Raw genomic sequence first — 22,258 nt, 5'->3', positions numbered from 1 at the left:
ATACAGTATATACGCTATATATACAGTTGTCAATGGTAAGAGAAGGAAAATTTAGATAAGTTGTATTTGGGGATTGGATATGTTTTAATTAGTTAGAAGAAACAGACAGAGGAGGTATCAGAATGAGTAAGATAAAAGAAGCGGCCGAAAGGCATGAGAGAGGTTATAACTGTGCACAGGCAGTTGCATGCTGTTATTGTGAGGAGATGGGCATTGATGAACAGACCGTGTTTGAACTGACAGAAGGCTTTGGGCTCGGTATGGGAGGAATGGAAGGGACCTGCGGTGCGGTTTCAGGTGCAGTTGCTGTGCTGGGGAGGATGAACAGCACCGGGAATCTTGCGAAACCGGATTCAAAAGGATCTACATATCAACTGACAAGAGAGCTGATCAGACGTTTCCGGATGAAGAATCAAAGTACGGTATGCAGGGAGTTAAAAGGAATGACCACCGGCACGATGCTCAGAAGCTGCCGGGGATGTGTGGAGGACTCAGTCCGGATTCTCGACGACATTCTGGAAAAGCTTTGAGATACAGAAGGATGAAAAACGGCAGGGGAGGTGACTTTTTTGTTATTAAAACAATTAAAGTATTTTACAGAGGTGATCACATGCCAAAGTTTTACTGATGCAGCCGAAAAATGCGGGATATCCCAGTCTGCGATGTCGCAGCAGATACGCGCTTTAGAAGAAAATCTTGACACAGAGCTGATTAGGAGAAAGAACCGGAAATTTTATATGACACCTGCAGGGGAATATTTTTATCGGCACGGCCTTGTGCTGCTGGATGAGGCGGAGCGTCTGAAAAAAGAAACCGCTCGGATCGGAAGACAAATAAATCAGCGTCTCCGTGTCGGATATTCAAAATATCTGCATGGAACGGAACTCTGCAGGGCAGCAGCATTATTATCTGAGAAGTATCCCATGATGGAGCTGGAGACCGCTGCCGGGTATGCAGAAGAGCTGATAGACATGCTGTGTTTCGGAGGAACGGATATCATTCTTTGCAGCCCAAGGCCGGGTGACTTACAAGACTTTGAATACATTTCTCTGACCAAAGGCAGATATTTCATTGAGATATCGGAGAGAAGTCCTCTGAGTGCCCTGGATTATGTGAATATTGAAGAGTTACGCAGAATCCCCTGTATTATTGCTGTCCCTGCTGACCAGAGAGAGCGGCAGAGAGATAACTGTGTCAATATGCTGGGGTTACAGGACAATATTTTATTTGCTGATACTCCGGAAGAAGCCAGACTTTTAGCAGCCTGGGACAAAGGATTTCTGCTTACGGAAGAAACGGGGGAAAGGCCGGGACAGGGCGATATCCCACTTCGCCGCATTCCGCTTTGCGCAGATGGAAAGCAATTAAAAAGGGAATATATTGTCTGCTGGAGGAAAGACCGGGAAGACGGATTTGTCAGGGAATTTGCAGAAATACTTCAGAAAGAATATAAAAAACAGAATCTATAAAATAGAAACAGCAGCCTGCAAATCACAGACTGCTGTTTTTTCTCTTTTGTATAAAATGATAATATCACAATATGTCGAAATATTCAAGGGAAATACCTTGAAGAAGGTAAAATATTATTTGGAAACACCACTTTTGTTCAGCAGGCAGCTTTCTCCGGCAGATACTATATTCATTTTCTGCATGATTGGAGTGAGGCATTCTAAGAGCCGAACGGAAATCATGCAGAAAATGTCACATATTTTTAACCGCTGCCGACAGCATCAGCTTGATCCTGTTGATCTGGTTGACTTCGCTGGCACCCGGATCGTAGTCAATGGCAACGATGTTGGATTCAGGGAAAGCCTGGCGAAGTTCCTTGATCACGCCCTTTCCTACCACATGATTCGGCAGACATGCAAATGGCTGGGTGCAGACGATGTTCGGCGCACCGCTGTGAATCAGTTCTACCATCTCGCCGGTCAGGAACCAGCCCTCACCGGTCTGATTTCCGATGGAGACGAACGGTTTGGCGTAGGCAGCCAGGTCCTTAATGTATGCCGGTTCATCAAAACGTTTGCTCTTTGCAAGTTCTTTTCTTAATGTTTTCCGGTACTGTTCCACGATCCAGATTCCGGAATTACATATGATCGCCGTCTTCTTTGATTTTCCGAGGTAACGATATTTGAAATTGCTGTTGTAAAAACCGTACATGAAGAAGTCCAAAAGGTCAGGGACAACAGCCTCTGCGCCTTCCCGCTCCAGGAGTTCTACCAGATGATTGTTGGCATCCGGCAGGAATTTTACGAGGATTTCACCTACAATACCGACTCTCGGCTTCTTTTCATCCGTCAGAGGAATTTTATCAAAGTCGCGGATGATGCCTTTAATGTTCTTCTTGAAAGTAGAAAGATTTCCTTTCATGACATCCCTCTTGCATTTGGCTTCCCAGCGCTTGTGCAGACGGTTCACAGAGCCCTTTTCCTTTTCATACGGGCGGGTGCGGTAGACGACTCTCATGAACAGATCACCGTAGACGATAGCCTGGACCGCACGGTTTAAAAGGCCCGGAGTGAGCTTGAATCCGCTGTTTTTCTCAATACCCTGGGTACTGATTCCGATGACGGGAATGTGTCCGTAACCCGCTTTCTCAAGAGCCCTGCGGATAAAGCTGATGTAGCTCGTTGCACGGCAGCCTCCTCCGGTCTGACTGATCGCAAGGGCGATCTTGTCTGTATCATATTTGCCTGACAACAGTGCATTCATCAGCTGTCCGATGACAATCAGAGAAGGATAGCACGCATCATTGTTGACATATTTAAGTCCTGTGTTGACATCCTTCATTCCCCGCTGTTTCAGTACTTTGACTTTGTAGCCGCAGGATTTTAAGGCAGGTTCCAACATAGAAAAGTGAATCGGAGACATCTGCGGGATCAGGATCGTGTATTCCTTTGCCATCTCTTTCGTAAATTCAACTCTCTTCATGGCAGCAGATACCGGTTTCGGCTCAATGTTATGTTTTTTTCTGACACGGACGGCACTGATCAGAGAACGAATCCTGATTCGGGCTGCCCCAAGGTTATTGACCTCATCAATCTTTAATACCGTGTAGATCCTTCCGGAACGGGTAAGAATATCGTTGACGGTATCTGTTGTGACCGCATCCAGGCCGCATCCGAAGGAGTTCAGCTGAATCACTTCCAGCTGCTTGTTGGATTTGGCGTAGTTGGCAGCCGCGTAGAGCCTGGAATGGTACATCCACTGGTCCGATACGTTCAGCGGCCGGTCCACCTTGGAAAGGTGGGAGATAGAATCTTCTGTCAGCACGGCAATGCCGTAGGAATTGATCAGTTCCGGAATTCCATGATTGATCTCCGGGTCGATGTGGTACGGACGTCCGCAGAGGACAATTCCGGTGCGCCCTGTCTCTGCCAGATAAGCGAGAACTTCCTCACCCTGATTCTGAATGTCCTTTCTCACGCTGTCGAGTTCATCAAAGGCAGCACGCACAGCGTCGCTGATCTCCGGTGCGTCAATGCCGTATTTTTCACCCAGCTCCTCAAAAAGTCTTGGCTTTAAGGCTTCTTCATTGTCCAGGGCCAGGAATGGATTCATAAAGCTTATATTTTCTGTCCGAAGTTCTTCCATGTTATTTTTAATGTTTTCGGCATAAGAAGTGACGATCGGACAGTTATAGTGGTTATTGGCCTCTTCGGTCTCATTCCGTTCGTAAGGAATGCACGGGTAGAAAATATCCTTGATGCCCTGCTTAATGAGCCACATCACGTGTCCGTGGGCGAGCTTTGCAGGATAGCACTCGGACTCACTCGGGATGGATTCGATGCCCAGCTCATAAATCTTCCTGGAAGACTCAGGGGACAGGACCACGGAAAATCCAAGCTTTGTGAAGAACGTGTGCCAGAACGGATAGTTCTCATAAATATTTAAAACCCTGGGGATACCGATAACCCCGCGTTTTGCCTCTTCGGCAGGGATGGATTCGTAGCCGAAGGTACGTTTTAATTTATACTCATACAAGTTCGGAATATTGTCTTTATTCGCCTTGCCGCCGATGCCCCTCTCACAGCGGTTACCAGTGATATAGCGGCCGCCGTTGGAGAACTTGTTGATCGTTAAAAGACAGTTGTTGGTACAGCCTTTGCACCGGGTCATAGAAGTATCCACAGAGAGAGCGAAGATTTCTTCCATAGGAAGCATCTGTGTCTTCGTGTGTTCTGTCTTAAAGCGCTCTTTTGCGATCAGGGCGGCTCCGAAGGCACCCATGATGCCGGCGATATCCGGACGGATGGCGCTGCAGCCGGAGATCCTCTCAAAACTTCTCAGTACGGCGTCGTTGTAGAAGGTTCCGCCCTGGACAACAATGTGTTTTCCGAGCGATTTTGGATCTGTCAGTTTAATTACTTTTAAAAGAGCATTTTTGATGACAGAATACGCAAGACCGGCAGAAATATCACCGACACTGGCGCCTTCTTTCTGGGCCTGCTTTACTTTGGAATTCATAAATACAGTGCATCTCGAACCTAAGTCGATCGGTGTCTTGGCTGTCAGAGCGACTTTTGCAAAGTCCTGTACAGAATAGTTTAACGATTTTGCAAAAGTTTCAATAAAAGATCCGCAGCCGGAAGAACAGGCCTCATTTAAAAGTACGTTGTCCACGACTCCATTTTTAATCTTAATACATTTCATATCCTGTCCGCCGATATCCAGAATACAGTCCACGTTCGGATCGAAGAATGCTGCCGCGTAATAATGGGCAATGGTCTCCACCTCTCCGTAATCCAGATTGAGTGCAGCCTTGATCAGGTGTTCCCCGTAGCCTGTGGAGCATGAAGATACGATGTGTGCCGTGTCCGGCATCTGTGCATGAATTTCCCTCAGCGCATCGATAGTCGCATTCAGAGGATTTCCGTTATTATTTGTATAATAGCTGTACAGCAGGTCGCCTCTGTCGCTGACCAGAGCTACTTTGGTAGTAGTAGAACCGGCATCGATCCCAAGATAGCAGCTGCCTTCATATGTAGAAAGATCTCCGCGCTTTACGATGTGGCGGTTATGCTCCTTAAGGAACATCTGGTATTCCTGTTCATCCTTGAATAAAGGTTCCAGGCGGTCTACCTCATGGCCCAGCTCAATTTTTCTTTTAAAATGATCCAGCAGTTCCGTGAAATTGGTTGTCACTTCCTCACGGGCATTCAGAGCGGCACCTACAGCGGCAAACAGATGGGAATGATTCGGGGCAATGATCGCCTCTCCTTCAAGGCCGAGTGTGCGGATAAATGCCTCTTTTAATTCGGAGAGGAAGTGGAGCGGACCTCCCAGAAATGCAACATTGCCGCGGATCGGTTTTCCGCAGGCCAGGCCGCTGATGGTCTGGTTTACCACTGCCTGAAAGATAGAAGCCGCAAGATTTTCTTTTGTTGCTCCCTCATTGATCAGAGGCTGAATATCTGATTTCGCGAATACACCGCATCGGGCTGCGATAGGGTAGATCGTATCGTAGTTTTTTGCATATTCATTGAGTCCCGCTGCATCGGTCTGAAGCAGAGAGGCCATCTGGTCGATAAAAGAGCCCGTGCCTCCTGCACAGACGCCGTTCATCCTCTGATCAATGCCGTTGGTAAAATAAATGATCTTAGCATCTTCGCCGCCCAGCTCAATGGCGACATCGGTCCTTGGGGCATAGTCCTGGAGAGCCGTGGAGACACAGACAACTTCCTGGCAGAACGGGATTTCCAGATAAGAAGAAATAGAAAGCCCGCCGGAGCCAGTGACTGTTGGGGCAAAAGTGACGTCTCCGATCTGATCTTTTGCCTTTCTTAAAAGTGATGCCAGTGTTTCCTGTATATTTGCATAATGTCTCTCATAGTCTGAGAACAATATATTGTGCTGCTCATCGATCACCGCTACTTTGACGGTGGTAGAGCCGATATCAATTCCTAATCGTTTCATCTAACTGTAACCTACTTTCCTTTTCGATAGTAGTCTTATTATAAAATAAAGATTTTGAAATAACAAGATTCAAGTGCGGTCTTCTTACCTATTAAATAGGCGGAGAAAATGGAGATGAGAAAAAAATTCACTAAAATAAATCGGAAACATATAAAAAACAAGGCATAGTCTATAATAAAAAGGCAAAGGAAAGTATAAGATATGGCAGAACGGGGAAACTGTAATGGAACAGTTTATGTAATTAAGGAAAAAGATACCTTGTATCAAATCGCAAAACAATATAATGTGAGTGTAAGGGAGATCATGAGGAAAAATCCCTATGTGAACATTTATAATCTGCAGATTGGTGATGAATTATGTATTCCGTCAGCGGGACCGGTGATTTCGGGTGCTTTTGAGCCATATGTAGTGAAAAAAGGAGACACTCTGATGAATATTATGAAAAATAAGAATGTTTCCTTTGAAAAATTAGCAAAATCAAACAAAAGCGTCAGAGAACTGACCCTTCCTGTCGGGACAGTGCTCTTAATTGACAAAGAGAAATAATATCTCTATAATGAAACGTGAACTCGTGGAAAACAGGCGGATGATCTCATCTGCCTGTGACCGCAGCGGAGTGGAAGGAGACTCAAATGATACAGATTTTTCGGACAATGGACGGCCGGATCAATGAAATATCTGAGCCCATAGAGGGCTGCTGGATTTCCGTGGTAGACCCTACGGCCACGGAACTGGTGGAACTCTCCCAGAAGTACCAGATCGATCTGGATCATTTAAAAGCACCGCTGGATGAAGAAGAGCGCTCACGTATTGAGGTTGAGGACAACTATACGCTGATCATCGTGGATGTGCCGATCACAGAGGAGAGAAAAGAGAAGAACTACTTCGTGACGATTCCATGCGGGATCATATTGACGGAACTGTGCCTGATTACCATCTGTCTGATGGATACGCCGGTGCTCTCTAATTTTAAAGAGGGAAGGGTACGGAATTTCTGGACATATAAGAAGACCAGATTTATTTTACAGATCCTGTTTCGGAATGCCTCCCTTTACCTCCAGTACCTGCGGATCATCGATAAAAAGAGTGATGAAGTCGAAAAACAGCTCCATATATCTACGAAGAACCAGGAGCTCATCGAGCTTTTGGAACTGGAAAAGTCACTGGTTTATTTCTCTACATCACTGAGGGGAAATGAGCTGGTGTTAGAGCGTCTGTTAAAGATCGAAAAAATCAAACAGTATCCGGAAGATGAGGAACTGCTGGATGATGTCATCATCGAAAACAAACAGGCGATCGAGATGTCCGATATTTACAGCAACATTTTAAGCGGAACGATGGATGCCTATGCATCTGTAATTTCCAACAACCTGAATATTGTCATGAAGGTTCTGGCCGTGATCACGATCGTCATGTCCATACCGACCATGATCGCAAGTTTTTGGGGAATGAACGTGCCTGTGCCGTTTGCGGACAGCCCGTTTGGATTTTTCGGACTGGTAGGAGTGTCTTTGGTGCTGACGGTGATCGGAAGTATTGTATTAGGAAAGAAAAAAACATTTTAGGAAAGGTTTCTTATGAATTGGTTAAATAAGCTGGAGAGGAAGTTTGGGAGGTTTTCTATTCCGGGACTTCCAAAGTATATTATTCTTTTATATGTCGTAGGCATCATGGTTCAGTTTGCCGCGCCGGAGCTGTACAGTCAGTTTACGCTGAATCCATACCTTATACTGCACGGACAAGTCTGGAGGATTTTTACGTTCCTTCTGATCGCACCGTCTACCAACTTGTTCTTTATGATTTTTGTACTGCTGTTTTATTATTCTATCGCATCATCGTTGGAACAGGTCTGGGGAAGTTTCCGATTTACCATGTACTATATGATTGGTGTGCTCGGGACCATTTCAGGAGCATTTCTTACATACCTGATTCTTGTCTTATCAGGGGGAGAGTTTAATGCCATGTTTGTGCAGATGGATACCTTCTATCTGAACTTATCTCTGTTTTTGGCCTATGCAATGATGTTCCCGGACATGCAGGTATTGTTTTATATGATCATTCCGATGAAGGTAAAGTGGCTGGCATATCTTGACGCCGCATACCTGTTTTATACATTTTTTATTGCAACAGACTTTACAGTTACGGGAATTTCGATTAAAGTATCAATAGTAGTCGCTTTGCTGAATTTTGTTCTGTTCTTTTTCTCAACAAAGAAAATGAAGGCAAAGGGAGCGATGTTCGGCCAAAAGGTAAGACAGAGAAAGAGGAAAGCACAGTTTGGGGAACCTGCCGGACACGTGGAGCCGAAAAAGAACGGCGCCAGGCATGAATGTGCCGTCTGCCACCGCACAGAACTGGATGATCCCACGTTGGAATTCCGCTATTGTTCAAAGTGTGAGGGTAATTATGAATATTGTCAGGATCATTTGTTTACACATGTCCATGTGAAGAAAGATAAATAAGGAAATAATTAATTTTTTATAGATTAATTTATTATACATTGTTATGAAAAGGAGATTAACTATGCTGACGAAAAAAACAAAAATTGTTTGCACAATGGGGCCTGCGACGGATGACGACGCGGTGCTCAAACAGCTGATGCTGGAAGGAATGGATATTGCGAGATTAAACTTTTCTCATGGTGACCATGAAGAACAGCTTGGAAGGATCAAGAGGATTAAAAGATTCCGTGAAGAACTGAATATTCCGATTGCGATCTTATTGGATACAAAAGGACCGGAAATCCGTACCGGACTTTTGGATACAGACGGAGATGTGGAATTAAAAGAAGGACAGGAATTTGTTCTGACCACAAGAGATATCAAAGGAAATGATTCTATCGTAGGAATTACATACGAAGAGCTTCCTCAGGATGTTGCAGAAGGCAACACGATTCTGATCGACGACGGGCTGATCGAGCTGAGAGTCAAAGAGATCAAAGACGGAACCGATATCGTATGTGACGTAGTTAACGGTGGATTTCTGGGAAGCCGCAAAGGGGTCAACGTACCAAATGTGCGTGTAAATCTTCCTTCTATCACAGAAAAAGATAAGAGCGACATTGAATTCGGACTGGAAAACGGCATTGATTTCATCGCTGCCTCATTTATCCGAAATGCTGACGCAGTAAATGAGATCAAAGAGATTGTGAAAGCTCACAATATGGAAGTGGGCGTCATTTCTAAGATCGAAAATGTAGAAGGTGTAGAAAATATCGAGTCCATTATCCAGGCTTCTGACGGAATCATGGTAGCCCGAGGTGATTTAGGTGTGGAAATTCCAGCAGAGGAAGTTCCTTTCATGCAGAAAGCCATCATCAAAAAGTGCAACAACGCATTTAAACCGGTAATCACTGCTACTCAGATGCTGGATTCCATGATCCGCAACCCTCGTCCTACGAGAGCAGAAGTAACAGACGTTGCCAATGCGATCTACGATGGTACCGACGCGATCATGCTTTCCGGGGAGACTGCAAAAGGGAAATATCCTGTGGAAGCAGTCAGGATGATGAATCAGATTGCTATCTCAACAGAGCTGCACCTGGATACGAAGATCAAGGATTTCCGTTCTATCTATGTGAACCGGGGAATCTCAGCGGCAGTTGCTTACTCCGCAGTACAGACTGCCCATAACATCAATGCAAAATGTATTCTGGCTTCCAGTATGTCAGGATTTACGGCAAGAATCGTATCCAAGTTTAAGCCGGATGCACAGATCATCGGATTATCTCCGGATGAGGCTGTCGTGCGCAAAATGCAGCTTTACTGGGGCGTGCGTCCGTTCAAATCTCACAAAGCGTCATCTACGAGGGAACTTTTGGATGAGGCTACGGAGATCGTACTGAGTGCAGATCTTGCTCAGGAGAATGATATTCTCGTTCTGACCGGAGGCGGTCCGGCAGACCACCGCGGAAAAGGTGTGACAAACATGCTGAAAGTTGTAAAAATCGGCGAATAAAAAGGATCAGGGGGTGTGAAAACATCCCCTTTTTGGTAAGGTGAATATATGAAGGCTGCTGAAAAGTTTTACATATCGGAAATTTTAACGATAACGAAAGAAAAGTTAATAAAGCGGATTGTAAAAGGAAAGAGCATTCCTTCGCTGTATTGTATTACGCTTCCTCTTGGAAACGTGGGAGTGCTGGAGATTTACGAATACCGGGAACTGCTGAAAGATTATTACAGAAAAAAGGATGTCACAGTCGTGGGATGTGCCGTGTCAAAACAGGATGCTTTCGTGGTGCTCAGAAGGATTGTGGAAGACATCAGACAACAGGATTCCATGTTTCGGATACCGGAATTTTTTGAAGAGGGGTGAGACGATGGCAGCTTTATGGATTATTTTAAAAATCATAGGAATCATTCTTCTCTGTATCTTCGTGTTCCTGCTTCTGATCTTGTTCGCACCGGCAGGCTACCGTGCCCGGGGAGTTTACAATGGCTGGGAGAAATGGGCCAAAGCCAGGGTATCATGGCTTTTCTTTTTTCTGCGAATGAAGGTGTCATGGAAAGAGGGAGAGGAACCGGCGGTATCTTTAAGGATCCTGGGATTTCCTGTCTATCACTCGGATGAAGAAAGATGGTCGCTGCTCAACAGGAAAGCGGCTGATGATGTGGTAGAAATCAGAGAATCTGGGAAGGATATAAGAGACCGGGCAGAAGTGCCCCGGGAAGCAGCCGGACACCCGGCTGATCCTGATTCGGAGACAGGCTTTTCAGGGGATATTCTGGATTATACCGGAGACGGTCAAGAGTTTGACTCTGTCATAGAAGAACCGTCCGGGAAGCTGCCGCTCAGAAAAAGGGTGAAAAATTTCTTTCAAAGATGTTATAATACAGGTAAGCGTCAGTATCGGAGAATAAAAGCTGCCTTGAAACAGGCAGAATCTTTCAAAGAACTGCTGGAAGATGAGGAATTGATCCGTGTAGTCAAACGCTTATTTGGATACGGAAAAAAAGGGATCAGGCATTTTCTGCCGAAGAAATTTTCGGGGGACGTGGCTTTCGGCTTTGATGATCCCGCCATGACAGGACAGACACTCGCTGCTGTCAGTGCTTTTATGCCGCTGTTTAACGACAGACTGTCTGTGGAGCCGGATTTTACGGAAGCCAGATTTGAGGCCGCACTGACAGTTTCAGGCCGGATATACGCGTTTCATTTTCTGAAGATCTTATGGGATGTTTACCGCGATAAGGAGCTTTGGAGACAGAAGGAACGCATTATGAGAACAATAGGAGGTTAGTTTTATGAACAAAGAAAAGTTTAATGAGACCGTGGACTCGTTATTTCAGGGAATCGAAGGATTTATGACTTCAAAAACCGTGGTTGGAGATCCCATCTATGTGAAGGATACGATCATTCTGCCTCTGGTAGACGTATCTTTCGGCATGGGAGCCGGGGATTTCCGCGGAGACAGGAAAGCCAGGGGATACGGAGGTATCGGGGGCAAGATGACGCCAAGTGCGGTTCTTGTGATCCGTGACGGACAGACGAAGCTTGTGAATGTTAAGAATCAGGAAACGATTACAAAACTATTGGACATGGTTCCTGATGTGATTGACAAATTTACAAAAAAAGAAGAGACACTGGAAGATATAGTAGAAGACTTAGAGAACGAACGATAACCTCCCTAAAATACCTTGTATGAACAGAAATCTGTAATACAGGGTATTTTTTATTCAATACTTTGTGTTGTTCTGCATATACTAGCTAATAAGCTTAAATCAGGTGTGTATGTATGAAACGTGTTTGCGGAGTCGCTTTTTTCTTTTTTGGCCTCGGGCTGTTTATCGGAATGTTCATCCAAAGAGATTTTACACAGTTTGCAATGACCGGGGTGAGTATCACTCTGTCTTATTTTCTGTTTTTTCAGTAAACAGAAGGAATCTTATCTGAAACGAAAAAAAGAGCCGGATATTCCAGCTCCCTAGGTTTATAATAATCGGGAAAGATTACGCTCTTTCGACTTTACCTGATCTCAGACAAGAAGTACAAACGTACATTTTTTTAGCTGCACCGTTTACCTTCACTCTTACAGATTTGATATTTGATTTCCACATCTTATTTGATCTTCTATGTGAATGACTGACTGCATTACCAAAATGAGCGCCTTTTCCGCAGATAGCACATTTTGCCATGTTAGCACCTCCTTAACTCGATCTTATCCCTCTCTGGGACTGACAACTATTTCATTCTACCAGATTGATTTCTAAAAATCAAGAAGAAATTCTCTTTTCTTTTTCAGAGGTAAATAGTATAATCTAAGTAGCGTTCCGGGTAAAATGAGCTGTGTGGGCGCACAAGAATACGAAGTATGGAGGTAAAGCGATGAAAGGACATATGAATACGAAGAACGGCGAGATTTCTATCGAAAATCAAGTGATTGCCAAGTATGCCGGGATTTGTGCCCTTGGTTGTTTTGGTATTGTCGGCATGGCAATGGTCAATATGAAAGACGGAATCGTAAAGCTGCTGACCAGAGATAATATAAGAAAAGGTGTTTTTGTCTCTGTGAAGAACAACAAAATTTCCATAGATTTTCACATTATTGTTTCTTATGGTGTATCCATTTCTGCGGTAGCGGACAACCTGATGTCTTCTGTGAAATACCGGGTAGAAGAGTTCACCAGTCTGGAAGTGGAACGGATCAATGTATACGTTGAAGGTGTGAAAGATATAGGATAATTACGGAGGCAGGATAAATGAAGCAGATTGACGCAGCTTTGCTCAAAAAGATGTTTATTGGCGGAGCGAAGAGACTGGAAGCTCATAAAGAGCATATTAACGAATTGAATGTATTCCCGGTGCCCGACGGCGATACGGGAACCAATATGACGATGACGATCATGTCGGCGGCAAAAGAAGTCGGTGCGATAGATGATCCTACGATCGAGGAGCTGGCAAAGGCTATCTCGGGCGGATCATTAAGAGGAGCCAGAGGAAACTCAGGGGTGATTCTTTCCCAGCTGTTTCGGGGCTTTACAAAGCAGATTAAATATTTGGACAGACTGACAACCAGAGATGTAGCCGCGGGCTTTAAGAAGGCTGTGGACACTGCCTACAAGGCGGTTATGAAGCCGAAAGAGGGAACGATCCTCACCGTTGCCAAGGCAGCGGCAGACAGCGCTTTGAGATCCGCAAAGAAGACAGACGATTTTGAAGAGTTTGCCCAAAATGTCATGCAGGAAGCCAACACAGCACTCCAGATGACGCCGGAGATGCTGCCTGTTTTAAAAGAAGCCGGGGTTGTGGATTCCGGCGGACAGGGACTCCTGGAAGTTCTTCAGGGAGCCTATGATGTTCTTCTCGGTAAGGAAGTGGATCTGAAAGTTGAGCCGGTTTCCAGACCGGTGCAAAAACCGATGGGAGCCGCATCCGGAGAAACGGCGGATATTACGTTCGGATACTGTACAGAGTTTATTGTCATGCTGGACAGAGAATTTGGTTCGGCGCAGGAACAGGAGTTTAAGGATTATCTGACCGGTATGGGAGATTCCATTGTAGTCGTGGCGGATGAAGACATCGTGAAGGTGCATGTCCACACGAATCATCCGGGCAAGGCTATTGAAAAGGGACTTTCTTACGGTGCACTGACCAGCATGAAGATCGATAACATGCGGGAAGAGCATGAGGAGCGCCTGAACCTGAGCCGTCAGGCAGAGGAAAAAGAACCGGCTCCGAGAAAGGATATGGGATTTGTTGCGGTTTCAATCGGAAGCGGTCTCAACGACATATTCAGAGAACTGGGGGCAGATTATCTGATCGAAGGCGGACAGACCATGAATCCGAGCACGGAAGATATGCTCAATGCGATTGCTCAGGTCAATGCGGATCATGTGTTCATCCTGCCGAATAATAAAAATATTATACTGGCTGCCCAGCAGGCGAAAGCCCTCGTGGAAGATAAAGAGATCATTATCATTCCGACCAAGACGGTACCGCAGGGGATTTCTGCTTTGATTGCATTTGAGGCGGAAAGCAGTGTGGAAGAGAATGAGGCTGCCATGACCGAGATGATGAACGGTGTAAAAACCGGAGAAGTCACTTATGCAGTCCGTGATACGACCATTGACGGCAAGACGATCAAAGTCGATGATATTATGGGGATTGACGACAACGGCATTCAGGAAGTTGGGAATGATGTAGAAGCGGTGACGCTGGGACTCCTTCGCAGTATGGTGGACGAGGACAGCGAACTGATCTGTATATACTACGGGGATGAGACGCCGGAGGAGAAGGCTGTGAAGCTTTCGAAAAAGGCAGAGGAACTGTATCCGGACTGCGAGGTCCAGATGGAATATGGAGGACAGCCAATTTATTATTTCCTGCTGTCTGTAGAATAAGAAAAGAATGGACAATCAAAAGGGAGCAGATACTGTTCCCTTTTCCTTTTCCACGGGGAGGTCCGTATTTATAGAGGAGTAGTTGATTTATGAACGGGGATACAAATATCCAATGCCTGAAGGGGATCGGTGAGAAAACATATAACGGATTTAAAAAGCTGGGAGTCGAGACTGTGGACAGCCTGATCACTATGTATCCCAGATACTATCTGACCTATGAAGACCCTGTCCTGCTCTCTGAACTGACGGCAGGAGAGAGGGCCGCAGTACAGGTGAGGATTACATCAGATGTGAATATCCGATATGTAAGAGGATTAAAGATTGTCTCCTGTCTCGGAAAGGACAGTTCCGGCACTATGACATTTACTTGGTTTAATATGCCATACTTAAAGAAACAGATTCACCGGGGAGAGGACTATATTTTCGTTGGGACACCGGTTTTTAAAAACGGCCGTCTGATGATGGAGCACCCGGAGATTTTTAAAGAGGAGGATTACAGCGCAAAGCAGCAGACTTTACAGCCGGTCTATCCGCTGACATCGGGGATTACGAATAAAACAGTGAGCAAGGCCGTCATGCAGACGGAGGAGTATATAAAGGGTATCCGGGAATATCTCCCGGAGCAGATTCTTAAAAAATACCGTCCGATGGATTACAGCGAAGCCATCTGGAATGTCCATTTTCCAAGGGACAAACAGACGCTGGTGGAGGCGAAAAAGAGACTGATCTTTGATGAATTTTTCATTTTTATGGCGGGGATGAACCTGATGAAACAGGAGCACCGGGAGGAAAAAAACCGTTATCCGATCCCGGTATGCGGCGAGGCGGACAGGCTGATCCAGTCGCTTCCTTATGAACTGACCGGAGCACAGAAAAGGGCTCTTCTGGAGATGCAGAAGGATTTAATGGGGGAGAAGGTCATGAATCGTCTCGTACAAGGGGACGTGGGATCAGGGAAGACGATCCTTGCGGTGATCCTTCTTCTGATGTGCGCGAAGGCCGGGTATCAGGGCGTTCTGATGGCTCCGACAGAAGTGCTTGCAAGCCAGCACTACGAGACCTTTCAGGAACTTCTTGGACCGTTCGGCGTGTCTGCGGCGCTGCTCACAGGATCTGTAAAGGCGAAAGAAAAGCGAGAAATCTATCAGGGAATTAAAAACCATGAGTATGATATTGTTATCGGGACCCACGCCCTGATTCAGGATGCTGTGGAGTATGACCGGCTGGCTCTGGTTATCACGGACGAGCAGCACAGATTCGGGGTCCGGCAGAGAGAGATCCTTTCAAAGAAGGGGAAGGAACCACATGTCCTCGTTATGAGTGCCACTCCGATACCGAGGACCCTGGCGATCATTATGTACGGAGATCTGGATGTGTCCGTCATCGATGAGCTGCCGAAGAACCGTCTTCCAATTAAAAATTGTGTTGTCAATCAGAGTTACCGTCCGAATGCGTATCGATTCATGGAGAAGCAGGTGGCAGAGGGGCGGCAAATCTATATTATCTGCCCAATGGTGGAGGAAAGCGAGGCCATGGAGGGTGAAAATGTGATTCAGTATGCCAATATGCTGAGAGAACAGTTTCCTCCCAGTATACAGATCGGGGTGCTTCATGGTAAAATGAAACCAAAGGAAAAGCAGAAGATTATGGATGAATTTTCGGAGTGCAGCATCCAGATCCTGGTGTCTACCACAGTTATTGAGGTCGGTGTCAACGTGCCCAATGCCACGGTCATGATGGTGGAGAACGCCGAGCGGTTCGGCCTCGCCCAGCTGCATCAGCTGAGAGGCAGGGTGGGGAGGGGAGAACACCAGTCCTACTGTATTTTTATGAGCGGAGTAAAAAAGAAAGAAACGATGGAGCGGCTGGAAGTGTTAAATAAGTCTAACGACGGATTTTACATTGCCAATCAGGATCTGAAGCTCAGAGGACCGGGAGACTTTTTCGGAGTCCGGCAGAGCGGGATGATGGATTTTGTCCTGGCCGATATTTATACCAATGCAGATCTTTTAAAACAGGCAAGCGATGCAGTACATCAGCTGTGTGAGGAAGAATTTGATTTCTCCACATTAAAAAACAGCCGTCTGGAAAAACAGATTTCGCTTGCCAACAGGATATAAAGGAGGTTCGCTATGATTCGTGTACGTTTGCGGTTTACGGGAAGAGTCCAGGGAGTCGGATTCCGGTATTTTGCACAGATGAATGCCGCACAGTTTCATGTGACAGGATGGGTGAAGAATATGTATGACGGTTCTGTCACTGCAGAAGCCCAGGGAACAAAAAAACAGATTGAAGATTTTATAGAATCCATGAAGCACGGCCATCGGTTTATGCGGATTGACCATGTAACAGCTGAAGAATGTCCGCTCTGTGAGGGAGAAAAGGACTTTAAAGTAAAGTATTAAAATTCCAAAGAAAAAAATGTTATTCCATGTAAAAACTCTCAGTGTATCTTTTGTGTTATTAAACATACTATCTTCGTAACAAAAAACAACAAAAGAAACGGAGGTCTTTCAAAATGGAAGAACGTACTTCAGCAAACAGCAAAGGAAACAACAGAGTGGAAGTTCCAGAGGCTAGGGAAGCACTGGACAGATTCAAATTCGAGGTTGCTAATGAAATCGGTGTAGACTTAAAAGAAGGATACAACGGACATTTAACAACTGCTCAGGCAGGTTCTGTTGGAGGAGAAATGGTTCGTAAAATGATCCGCAGACAGGAAGAGGAAATGTCTGGCCGTTAGTTAACGGATACAAACGAATCAGTTTTTACTCGTAATTTCGATGAGAGAACGAAAGAAAAAAGAGGAGCAATCAGAGCGTCAGTTCTGACTGCTCCTTTTGCAGTACGGGAATTTCTTTGTTATTTAGTTGACAAATTATCTGAATATAATACAATAGTAGGGAGAAAAAACAAAGGAAGATAAAAAAATGCGAGTGATTTCAGGAAAAGCCAGGAGTTTGAGGCTTAAAACAGTGGAAGGAATGGACACGAGACCGACGCAGGACCGCATTAAGGAAACGCTGTTTAATATGATCCAGCATGAAATTGCGGGGGCAGAGTTTCTGGACCTGTTCGCAGGCAGCGGAGCCATCGGGATCGAGGCTCTGAGCAGGGGATGTAAGCATGCTGTATTTGTGGAAAAGAACAAAAAAGCGGCTGCCTGTATTCGGTACAATCTGATACATACAAAACTTATAAATGACGCTCAGGTCCTGGAGACAGATGTCATAAGTGCATTGAGGAAGCTTGGAGCAGAGAGCAGGAAGTTTGACTATATTTTTATGGACCCTCCTTATAACAAAGGAATGGAGAGAGCAGTGCTTGCCGAACTGGATCATTTGGATCTTTTAAAGGAGAACACCCTGGTCATTGCGGAATCCAGCTTACAGACAGAGATTCAGGAGGAGTTGTTTGAGCATCTGAAGGTTCTGAAGATAAAGGAGTATAAAACCAACAAGCATACTTTTTTGCAGAAAGTGCAGGAGGGCTGAGAAATGAGCATTGCAGTGTATCCGGGAAGCTTTGACCCGGTAACTTATGGGCATTTGGATATTATTAAACGTTCTATCAGAGTTTTTGATAAACTGGTCATAGGGATTTTGCTGAACAGTGAAAAAAATCCTTTATTTTCAATGGAAGAAAGAGTGGAATTTCTCACGGAAGCCACAAAGGATATGGAGAATGTTGAAGTGAAATCTTTTTCCGGCCTGCTGGTGGACTTTGCACGTGAAAATAACGCGGATATTACGGTCCGCGGGCTCCGCGCTGTTACGGATTTCGAGTATGAACTGCAGATAGCCCAGATCAATAATAAGCTGGACTCCAATCTGGATACGATGTTTTTTACCACCAGTACGGAATACGCATACTTAAGCTCTACGATCGTGAGGGAGATCGCATCCTACCACGGAGATGTCAGTGAACTGGTGCCTCCGTATGTGGAACAGAAGCTGAAGCAAAAATTTAGAGAAAGAATAGAGGGAGAAGCATGAGTGAGAAATATTTGCATGAAATGATCGATGATATTGAAATTTTGATCGATGAGGCCAAGCCGGCAAGATTTAATCCGGGGAAGGTTGTCATCGACAGGGATGTGCTGATCACTGTCATTGAGGAATTGAGAAAACAGATTCCGGGAGAGGTTGAGCGCAGCCATAAGGTTATGATGAACAAAGACGCTATCCTGGAAGATGCCAGGATCAAGGCCCAAAATATCGTAGACCAGGCGGCCAGAGAAGCCGGAGAGCTGATCGATGAGAATGAGATCGTAGAGATGGCAAAAATGCGTGCAAAGGAGATGGAAGAAGCTGCTTTAAACCACGCAAATGATGTCATTCACAATGCCAATGAAGAGGCTGAACAGGTAAGATACGGCGCACTGCAGTACACATGCGATATTATGGAAGATGTCCAGGACTACATAACAAAAGTAAAAGAGGGTCAGCGAAGCCTTTTTGATCAGCTTTTATCAACCTTGGACAGTGATATAGAGTCAATCAGCACCAACTATGAGGAAATCCGGCAGCAGCTTGACGGGGCTTCCCGGACGAAGGTGAGAACAGCCGAAGATTTCGTTTCACAGGAAGAGGAATAGCATGCCGCTGCTTATGCATGCAAAGAGCATCTTAAATATAAAATAGCTTTTCATAGACAGCTGTGATTTTTGGCAGACGCTCTTGACCTGTGCCAGGCTGCACAGGCCGCCGAAAGAGCTGACGGCAAGGATTGCGGCTGTTTTTTGTCTGAAGCCCAGGGACAGAAAACTCACATGGGAGATCCCTGTTGTGATCTCGAGCATTCCGATGACCGGTGCCGTGATATAGGAGGGCAGTATGCCGCTTTGAAGAAGAGAAGATACGATGGAAAATACCATGATAAAAATACCGATGGTAAAAATCGTCTTCAAACTGTCAAAAACAATCTCGTCAAAGGATTTGATCGCCGCAGTCCTCGGGTGTTCCTGATGCACGTGTAAAAATCCTGTGCCTCTGAATTTCCATAAGATGAAGATAAAGTACAGGAGATTGGGCATATAAAGACAGAAAAAATAAAGGGGTACACTAAGGGTCCCTTTTAAGATCAGGGTCAGCGTAAAGCCGATGGAAAACATCGGGCTTACATTGTTGCAGAGCACAAGAAGGGATTCCCCTTCTTTTTTTGTATAGGAACCTGAAAGCACCAGATCGCTGATGATCTTGCCGCCCAGAGGATAGCCGCACAGGAAGCCCATAAGGATTGTATATGCCAGATCCTTGTTCAGCCATGGAAATAGTTTAAACAGAGGATAAAACAGATAGGAAATATAGTGGACCGTCTGGTATTTCATCATAAGGTTTGTCAGAAGAAAAAACGGCAGGAGCGTGGGCACGATGGTTCCGGACCAGAGAAGCAGGCCGTTTTTGGCGCCTGCTACGCACTGTTCCGGAAATAAAAATAGAAGGAACGCAGTTAAAATCAAACAAAACTGATAAAAGTATTTACCCATAGAAAAACCCCCTGTCCTCTTAAGCCTATGAGGCGGACGGTTATATTATGATTTGTTCTTCTTTTACCTGGGTCTTAAACTTTGACCGGAGCATCATTTGATAGAGGGCATCTGCTTTTTGTTCTGTCTGAAGCATCTGTAACTGGACCTTGGTAAGCGGGTCGTCAAGCGGTCTTAAATGCCGGACCATCGGCCAGGTTTTTTTCTTTTTTATTTCCCGGATCAGAGAGGAAGCCTCTTTTTTAAAGCCGAGGATCTGAAAATACAGGGGCTGTTCTGAGCGGGTATAGCTGTCCTTCATCTCCTGCTTCATGCCGAGGAGGATGTGCAGGAGTCCCCGGCTGATACGGCTCCAGGTCAGGCTTTTATTTTTGACGGCTTCGATCTGACAGGAAAATGGCCGGCCCGGAACGGCCATACGGATCAGGCGGGCACTCAGATCCTTTGAAATGTCCCAATAGTCCTCAAAGGAATCTTCCATGCAGAGTTTATAAGACAGCAAATCAGAAAAATCATCAAGCAGGATGGGAAAACAGCGCCGGTAATCTTCCAGCAGAATCGGGTGCAGATTTTTCGGAATGCTCTCCAGACACTTGCTAAGGCCGTCAAAAACAGCCAGCTGTGACCGAATGGCGGAGGCAGAACTGATGCTGCCCGTCAGATCAAGACTCCGGTGGCTGCTCTGTTTCCTCGGGATACAGAACGGATGGATGCTGCTGTTTCTGCGTTTCAGTGCCATCAAATATTCGAGTCCCAGAAGGTTGTTTGGCTCTCTTAGGATATCGGCGTCACTCTTGGAACAGCCAAGTGAGAGAAACGCTTTTTCTCTCGCTTTAGGATAGGAAATGCCGGTCTTTAAATATAACTTAATCTGTTCCGTGAGGTCATCCTCTCTGTCCGCCAGAAAGCTTCCGAGGGAGATCAGACGGCTCAGAGAACCGCATTCGCTCCCAAAAGAGAGAATGTCGACCACACCGAGACCTTCCAGGAGGGAGACACTGCCGTCTGCAAAATACGGGGCGCTGCCGGAGGAAAACCAGAGCGGCAGTTCCAGCACCAGGTCAGCTCCGTTCATGAGGGCCATTCTGGCTCTTGTTTTTTTTTCGATGACGGCCGGGCCGCCGCGCTGTACATAATTTCCGCTCATCAGTGCAATGATATAATCAGCGCCTAAAATGCGCTTTGTCTCTTCGATATGATAAAGATGTCCGTTGTGAAACGGGTTATACTCACAGATAATTGCCGCAGTTTTCATTGCTGCTCTCCTTTCTTTTGTGAAATCATTATAACAAAGAACTTAAAAAAGGTAAAATTGCACAAAAAAGAGGAAATAAAAGGCTGAAACTTGCTATTAAAAATAAAAGATAGTAAAATGAAAACATTATGAGATGAGATGTACTAGGAAAAGTACAACAAGGCATATTGTATACAACAAACGAATATTGTATAATTTCCATGAGAAGAATTCATCTTTGTAGAAAGTTGGAAGGAGCAACGTAATGAGTTTTATTGATGTGATTAAAGAACGAGCTAAAAGTGAGAAAAAAAAGATTGTTTTGCCTGAGACCGGAGATCCCCGTACTCTTGAGGCTGCAGACACAGTGCTGAGAGAAGGGATCGCCGACATTATTCTTGTGGGAAACGAGGAGGAAATTTTAAGCCGCGCAGAGGGACTGGATCTTTCCAAGGCCTGTTTTGTAGATCCTAACAACTGCGAAAGACTCAATACATACATTGAATCTTTGTGCGAAGCCAGAAAGAGCAAGGGACTGCTCCCGGAGGATGCAAAAGAAATCCTGCTTTCTAATCCGCTGTTTTTCGGAGCGACTATGGTGCGTGCCGGAGATGCGGACGGCATGGTTGCGGGGGCAGTAAATTCATCCGCCAACGTTCTGCGGTCTGCCCTTCAGGTTGTCAAGACGGCTCCGGGGACAAGGATCGTTTCTGCCTTCTTCCTGATGGTAGTGCCGGATTGTGAACTCGGCGCCAACGGTACTTTTGTATTTGCAGACTGCGGACTGAATCAGAATCCCAATTCAGAACAGCTGGCAGCCATTGCCGGAAGTTCTGCGCAGACATTTAAACAGCTGGTGGGAGAAGAACCAAGGGTTGCTATGCTTTCCCATTCCACAGTGGGAAGCGCAAAACACGACGATGTGACAAAGGTTGTGGAAGCAACGGCGATCGCAAAAAGAGATTATCCGGACACACTGATCTGCGGAGAACTGCAGCTGGATGCGGCGATCGTTCCTGAGGTGGCGGCATCGAAGGCACCCAGAAGTGAAGTGGCAGGAAAAGCCAATGTACTCGTCTTCCCGGATCTGGATGCAGGAAATATCGGATACAAATTAGTCCAGAGACTGGCAAAAGCGGAAGCCTACGGCCCGGTTACCCAGGGGATTGCAAAGCCGGTCAATGACTTGTCCCGCGGATGCAAGGCGGAAGATATCGTCGGAGTTGTGGCAATCACGGCAGTGCAGGCACAGCTTACGGAGAACAATTAGAGGTTAAA

Annotated in this window: 22 protein-coding genes and 1 pseudogene; 19 read left to right on the top strand and 4 right to left on the bottom strand. The window is 45.7% G+C overall.

The window, feature by feature from the left end; all coding sequences use genetic code 11:
- The first annotated feature begins 122 nt into the window (after positions 1 to 122).
- Both DWV34_RS03655 and DWV34_RS03650 read left to right on the top strand, forming a co-directional pair.
- On the top strand, positions 123 to 530 hold the full coding sequence (locus DWV34_RS03655; protein ID WP_009290474.1) for a C-GCAxxG-C-C family protein: 408 nt from the start codon (positions 123 to 125) through the stop codon (positions 528 to 530).
- Between the two features lie 30 nt (positions 531 to 560).
- The gene (locus tag DWV34_RS03650; RefSeq protein ID WP_118475505.1) at positions 561 to 1,469 is read left to right on the top strand and encodes a LysR family transcriptional regulator; all 909 of its coding nucleotides are present in this window, start codon (positions 561 to 563) and stop codon (positions 1,467 to 1,469) included.
- A gap of 232 nt (positions 1,470 to 1,701) precedes the next feature.
- On the opposite strand, the gene DWV34_RS03645 is transcribed toward DWV34_RS03650, so the two are convergent.
- On the bottom strand, positions 1,702 to 5,916 hold the full coding sequence (locus tag DWV34_RS03645; RefSeq protein WP_006565885.1) for a 2-hydroxyacyl-CoA dehydratase: 4,215 nt from the start codon (positions 5,914 to 5,916) through the stop codon (positions 1,702 to 1,704).
- Between the two features lie 201 nt (positions 5,917 to 6,117).
- Between DWV34_RS03645 and DWV34_RS03640 the strand changes: the two genes are divergently transcribed.
- The 8 genes from DWV34_RS03640 to DWV34_RS17350 all read left to right on the top strand — a co-directional run bounded on the left by DWV34_RS03640 (position 6,118) and on the right by DWV34_RS17350 (position 11,791).
- Complete coding sequence (locus tag DWV34_RS03640; RefSeq protein ID WP_006565884.1) at positions 6,118 to 6,462, top strand: lytic transglycosylase; 345 nt, start codon at positions 6,118 to 6,120, stop codon at positions 6,460 to 6,462.
- Positions 6,463 to 6,548: 86 nt separating this feature from the next.
- Positions 6,549 to 7,481 carry a magnesium transporter CorA family protein gene (locus DWV34_RS03635; protein ID WP_022260798.1) on the top strand — a complete coding sequence of 311 codons (933 nt, stop codon included), beginning with the start codon at positions 6,549 to 6,551 and terminating at the stop codon, positions 7,479 to 7,481.
- 12 nt (positions 7,482 to 7,493) lie between these two features.
- Positions 7,494 to 8,378, top strand: coding sequence for a rhomboid family intramembrane serine protease (locus DWV34_RS03630; protein ID WP_006565882.1), 885 nt, complete (start codon positions 7,494 to 7,496; stop codon positions 8,376 to 8,378).
- A 61-nt stretch (positions 8,379 to 8,439) separates the two neighbouring features.
- Positions 8,440 to 9,873: a pyruvate kinase gene (gene pyk / locus DWV34_RS03625; protein WP_022260797.1), complete on the top strand. Its 1,434-nt coding sequence runs from the start codon at positions 8,440 to 8,442 to the stop codon at positions 9,871 to 9,873.
- Positions 9,874 to 9,921: 48 nt separating this feature from the next.
- Positions 9,922 to 10,233, top strand: a complete 312-nt coding sequence (locus DWV34_RS03620) for a hypothetical protein (protein WP_006565880.1) — start codon at positions 9,922 to 9,924, stop codon at positions 10,231 to 10,233.
- Between the two features lie 4 nt (positions 10,234 to 10,237).
- On the top strand, positions 10,238 to 11,158 hold the full coding sequence (locus DWV34_RS03615) for a DUF2953 domain-containing protein (protein ID WP_009290479.1): 921 nt from the start codon (positions 10,238 to 10,240) through the stop codon (positions 11,156 to 11,158).
- Positions 11,159 to 11,162: 4 nt separating this feature from the next.
- Positions 11,163 to 11,540, top strand: a complete 378-nt coding sequence (locus DWV34_RS03610; RefSeq protein ID WP_006565878.1) for a GerW family sporulation protein — start codon at positions 11,163 to 11,165, stop codon at positions 11,538 to 11,540.
- A 113-nt stretch (positions 11,541 to 11,653) separates the two neighbouring features.
- Complete coding sequence (locus tag DWV34_RS17350; RefSeq protein ID WP_006565877.1) at positions 11,654 to 11,791, top strand: hypothetical protein; 138 nt, start codon at positions 11,654 to 11,656, stop codon at positions 11,789 to 11,791.
- Between the two features lie 76 nt (positions 11,792 to 11,867).
- Here the strand turns inward: DWV34_RS17350 and rpmB are convergent, their stop codons facing one another.
- Positions 11,868 to 12,053 carry a 50S ribosomal protein L28 gene (gene rpmB / locus DWV34_RS03605; protein WP_006565876.1) on the bottom strand — a complete coding sequence of 62 codons (186 nt, stop codon included), beginning with the start codon at positions 12,051 to 12,053 and terminating at the stop codon, positions 11,868 to 11,870.
- A 190-nt stretch (positions 12,054 to 12,243) separates the two neighbouring features.
- Between rpmB and DWV34_RS03600 the strand changes: the two genes are divergently transcribed.
- The 8 genes and pseudogenes from DWV34_RS03600 to DWV34_RS03565 all read left to right on the top strand — a co-directional run bounded on the left by DWV34_RS03600 (position 12,244) and on the right by DWV34_RS03565 (position 18,855).
- Positions 12,244 to 12,600 (top strand): Asp23/Gls24 family envelope stress response protein, encoded by a 357-nt coding sequence (locus DWV34_RS03600; RefSeq protein ID WP_022260796.1) that lies wholly within the window; start codon positions 12,244 to 12,246, stop codon positions 12,598 to 12,600.
- Positions 12,601 to 12,617: 17 nt separating this feature from the next.
- Positions 12,618 to 14,258, top strand: a complete 1,641-nt coding sequence (locus DWV34_RS03595; protein ID WP_009290480.1) for a DAK2 domain-containing protein — start codon at positions 12,618 to 12,620, stop codon at positions 14,256 to 14,258.
- A gap of 89 nt (positions 14,259 to 14,347) precedes the next feature.
- Complete coding sequence (gene recG / locus DWV34_RS03590) at positions 14,348 to 16,378, top strand: ATP-dependent DNA helicase RecG (RefSeq protein WP_118475503.1); 2,031 nt, start codon at positions 14,348 to 14,350, stop codon at positions 16,376 to 16,378.
- A 12-nt stretch (positions 16,379 to 16,390) separates the two neighbouring features.
- Complete coding sequence (locus DWV34_RS03585) at positions 16,391 to 16,663, top strand: acylphosphatase (RefSeq protein ID WP_006565872.1); 273 nt, start codon at positions 16,391 to 16,393, stop codon at positions 16,661 to 16,663.
- 113 nt (positions 16,664 to 16,776) lie between these two features.
- A complete protein-coding gene (locus DWV34_RS03580; RefSeq protein ID WP_006565871.1) occupies positions 16,777 to 17,001 on the top strand; it encodes an alpha/beta-type small acid-soluble spore protein in 225 nt (74 codons plus the stop codon).
- Positions 17,002 to 17,179: 178 nt separating this feature from the next.
- Positions 17,180 to 17,752: pseudogene (rsmD, locus tag DWV34_RS03575) on the top strand (16S rRNA (guanine(966)-N(2))-methyltransferase RsmD); the annotation flags it as partial.
- A gap of 3 nt (positions 17,753 to 17,755) precedes the next feature.
- Complete coding sequence (coaD, locus tag DWV34_RS03570; protein ID WP_006565858.1) at positions 17,756 to 18,253, top strand: pantetheine-phosphate adenylyltransferase; 498 nt, start codon at positions 17,756 to 17,758, stop codon at positions 18,251 to 18,253.
- Entirely contained in the window at positions 18,250 to 18,855 is a 606-nt protein-coding gene (locus DWV34_RS03565) for a hypothetical protein (RefSeq protein ID WP_006565857.1), read from the top strand. Before coaD ends, DWV34_RS03565 begins: the two co-directional genes overlap by 4 nt.
- On the opposite strand, the gene DWV34_RS03560 is transcribed toward DWV34_RS03565, so the two are convergent.
- Entirely contained in the window at positions 18,838 to 19,746 is a 909-nt protein-coding gene (locus DWV34_RS03560; protein WP_009290484.1) for a sporulation integral membrane protein YlbJ, read from the bottom strand. The two genes, DWV34_RS03565 and DWV34_RS03560, sit on opposite strands and share 18 nt — an antisense overlap.
- 40 nt (positions 19,747 to 19,786) lie before the next feature.
- The gene (locus DWV34_RS03555; RefSeq protein WP_022260793.1) at positions 19,787 to 21,001 is read right to left on the bottom strand and encodes a tRNA(Met) cytidine acetate ligase; all 1,215 of its coding nucleotides are present in this window, start codon (positions 20,999 to 21,001) and stop codon (positions 19,787 to 19,789) included.
- 244 nt (positions 21,002 to 21,245) lie between these two features.
- Here DWV34_RS03555 and pta point away from each other — a divergent pair, with 244 nt between their 5' ends.
- A complete protein-coding gene (pta, locus tag DWV34_RS03550) occupies positions 21,246 to 22,250 on the top strand; it encodes a phosphate acetyltransferase (RefSeq protein ID WP_006565854.1) in 1,005 nt (334 codons plus the stop codon).
- Positions 22,251 to 22,258: the final 8 nt, after the last annotated feature.

Source organism: Anaerostipes sp. AF04-45 (assembly GCF_003461725.1).
Taxonomy (GTDB): Bacteria; Bacillota; Clostridia; order Lachnospirales; family Lachnospiraceae; genus Anaerostipes; species Anaerostipes caccae.
Note: the sequence above shows the minus strand (reverse complement) of the source record. Positions and strands in the feature narration are given on the sequence as shown.

Bases quoted from the DNA above. Each gene is read 5' to 3' on its own strand.
- DWV34_RS03595 (WP_009290480.1), top strand. From the start codon at position 12,618: ATGAAGCAGATTGACGCAGCTTTGCTCAAAAAGATGTTTATTGGCGGA.
- DWV34_RS03645 (WP_006565885.1), bottom strand. From the start codon at position 5,916: ATGAAACGATTAGGAATTGATATCGGCTCTACCACCGTCAAAGTAGCG.
- pta (WP_006565854.1), top strand. From the start codon at position 21,246: ATGAGTTTTATTGATGTGATTAAAGAACGAGCTAAAAGTGAGAAAAAA.
- DWV34_RS03620 (WP_006565880.1), top strand. From the start codon at position 9,922: ATGAAGGCTGCTGAAAAGTTTTACATATCGGAAATTTTAACGATAACG.
- DWV34_RS17350 (WP_006565877.1), top strand. From the start codon at position 11,654: ATGAAACGTGTTTGCGGAGTCGCTTTTTTCTTTTTTGGCCTCGGGCTG.
- DWV34_RS03630 (WP_006565882.1), top strand. From the start codon at position 7,494: ATGAATTGGTTAAATAAGCTGGAGAGGAAGTTTGGGAGGTTTTCTATT.
- DWV34_RS03615 (WP_009290479.1), top strand. From the start codon at position 10,238: ATGGCAGCTTTATGGATTATTTTAAAAATCATAGGAATCATTCTTCTC.
- recG (WP_118475503.1), top strand. From the start codon at position 14,348: ATGAACGGGGATACAAATATCCAATGCCTGAAGGGGATCGGTGAGAAA.
- pyk (WP_022260797.1), top strand. From the start codon at position 8,440: ATGCTGACGAAAAAAACAAAAATTGTTTGCACAATGGGGCCTGCGACG.
- DWV34_RS03640 (WP_006565884.1), top strand. From the start codon at position 6,118: ATGGCAGAACGGGGAAACTGTAATGGAACAGTTTATGTAATTAAGGAA.
- DWV34_RS03600 (WP_022260796.1), top strand. From the start codon at position 12,244: ATGAAAGGACATATGAATACGAAGAACGGCGAGATTTCTATCGAAAAT.
- coaD (WP_006565858.1), top strand. From the start codon at position 17,756: ATGAGCATTGCAGTGTATCCGGGAAGCTTTGACCCGGTAACTTATGGG.
- rpmB (WP_006565876.1), bottom strand. From the start codon at position 12,053: ATGGCAAAATGTGCTATCTGCGGAAAAGGCGCTCATTTTGGTAATGCA.
- DWV34_RS03610 (WP_006565878.1), top strand. From the start codon at position 11,163: ATGAACAAAGAAAAGTTTAATGAGACCGTGGACTCGTTATTTCAGGGA.
- DWV34_RS03580 (WP_006565871.1), top strand. From the start codon at position 16,777: ATGGAAGAACGTACTTCAGCAAACAGCAAAGGAAACAACAGAGTGGAA.
- DWV34_RS03585 (WP_006565872.1), top strand. From the start codon at position 16,391: ATGATTCGTGTACGTTTGCGGTTTACGGGAAGAGTCCAGGGAGTCGGA.
- DWV34_RS03560 (WP_009290484.1), bottom strand. From the start codon at position 19,746: ATGGGTAAATACTTTTATCAGTTTTGTTTGATTTTAACTGCGTTCCTT.
- DWV34_RS03635 (WP_022260798.1), top strand. From the start codon at position 6,549: ATGATACAGATTTTTCGGACAATGGACGGCCGGATCAATGAAATATCT.
- DWV34_RS03565 (WP_006565857.1), top strand. From the start codon at position 18,250: ATGAGTGAGAAATATTTGCATGAAATGATCGATGATATTGAAATTTTG.
- DWV34_RS03555 (WP_022260793.1), bottom strand. From the start codon at position 21,001: ATGAAAACTGCGGCAATTATCTGTGAGTATAACCCGTTTCACAACGGA.
- DWV34_RS03655 (WP_009290474.1), top strand. From the start codon at position 123: ATGAGTAAGATAAAAGAAGCGGCCGAAAGGCATGAGAGAGGTTATAAC.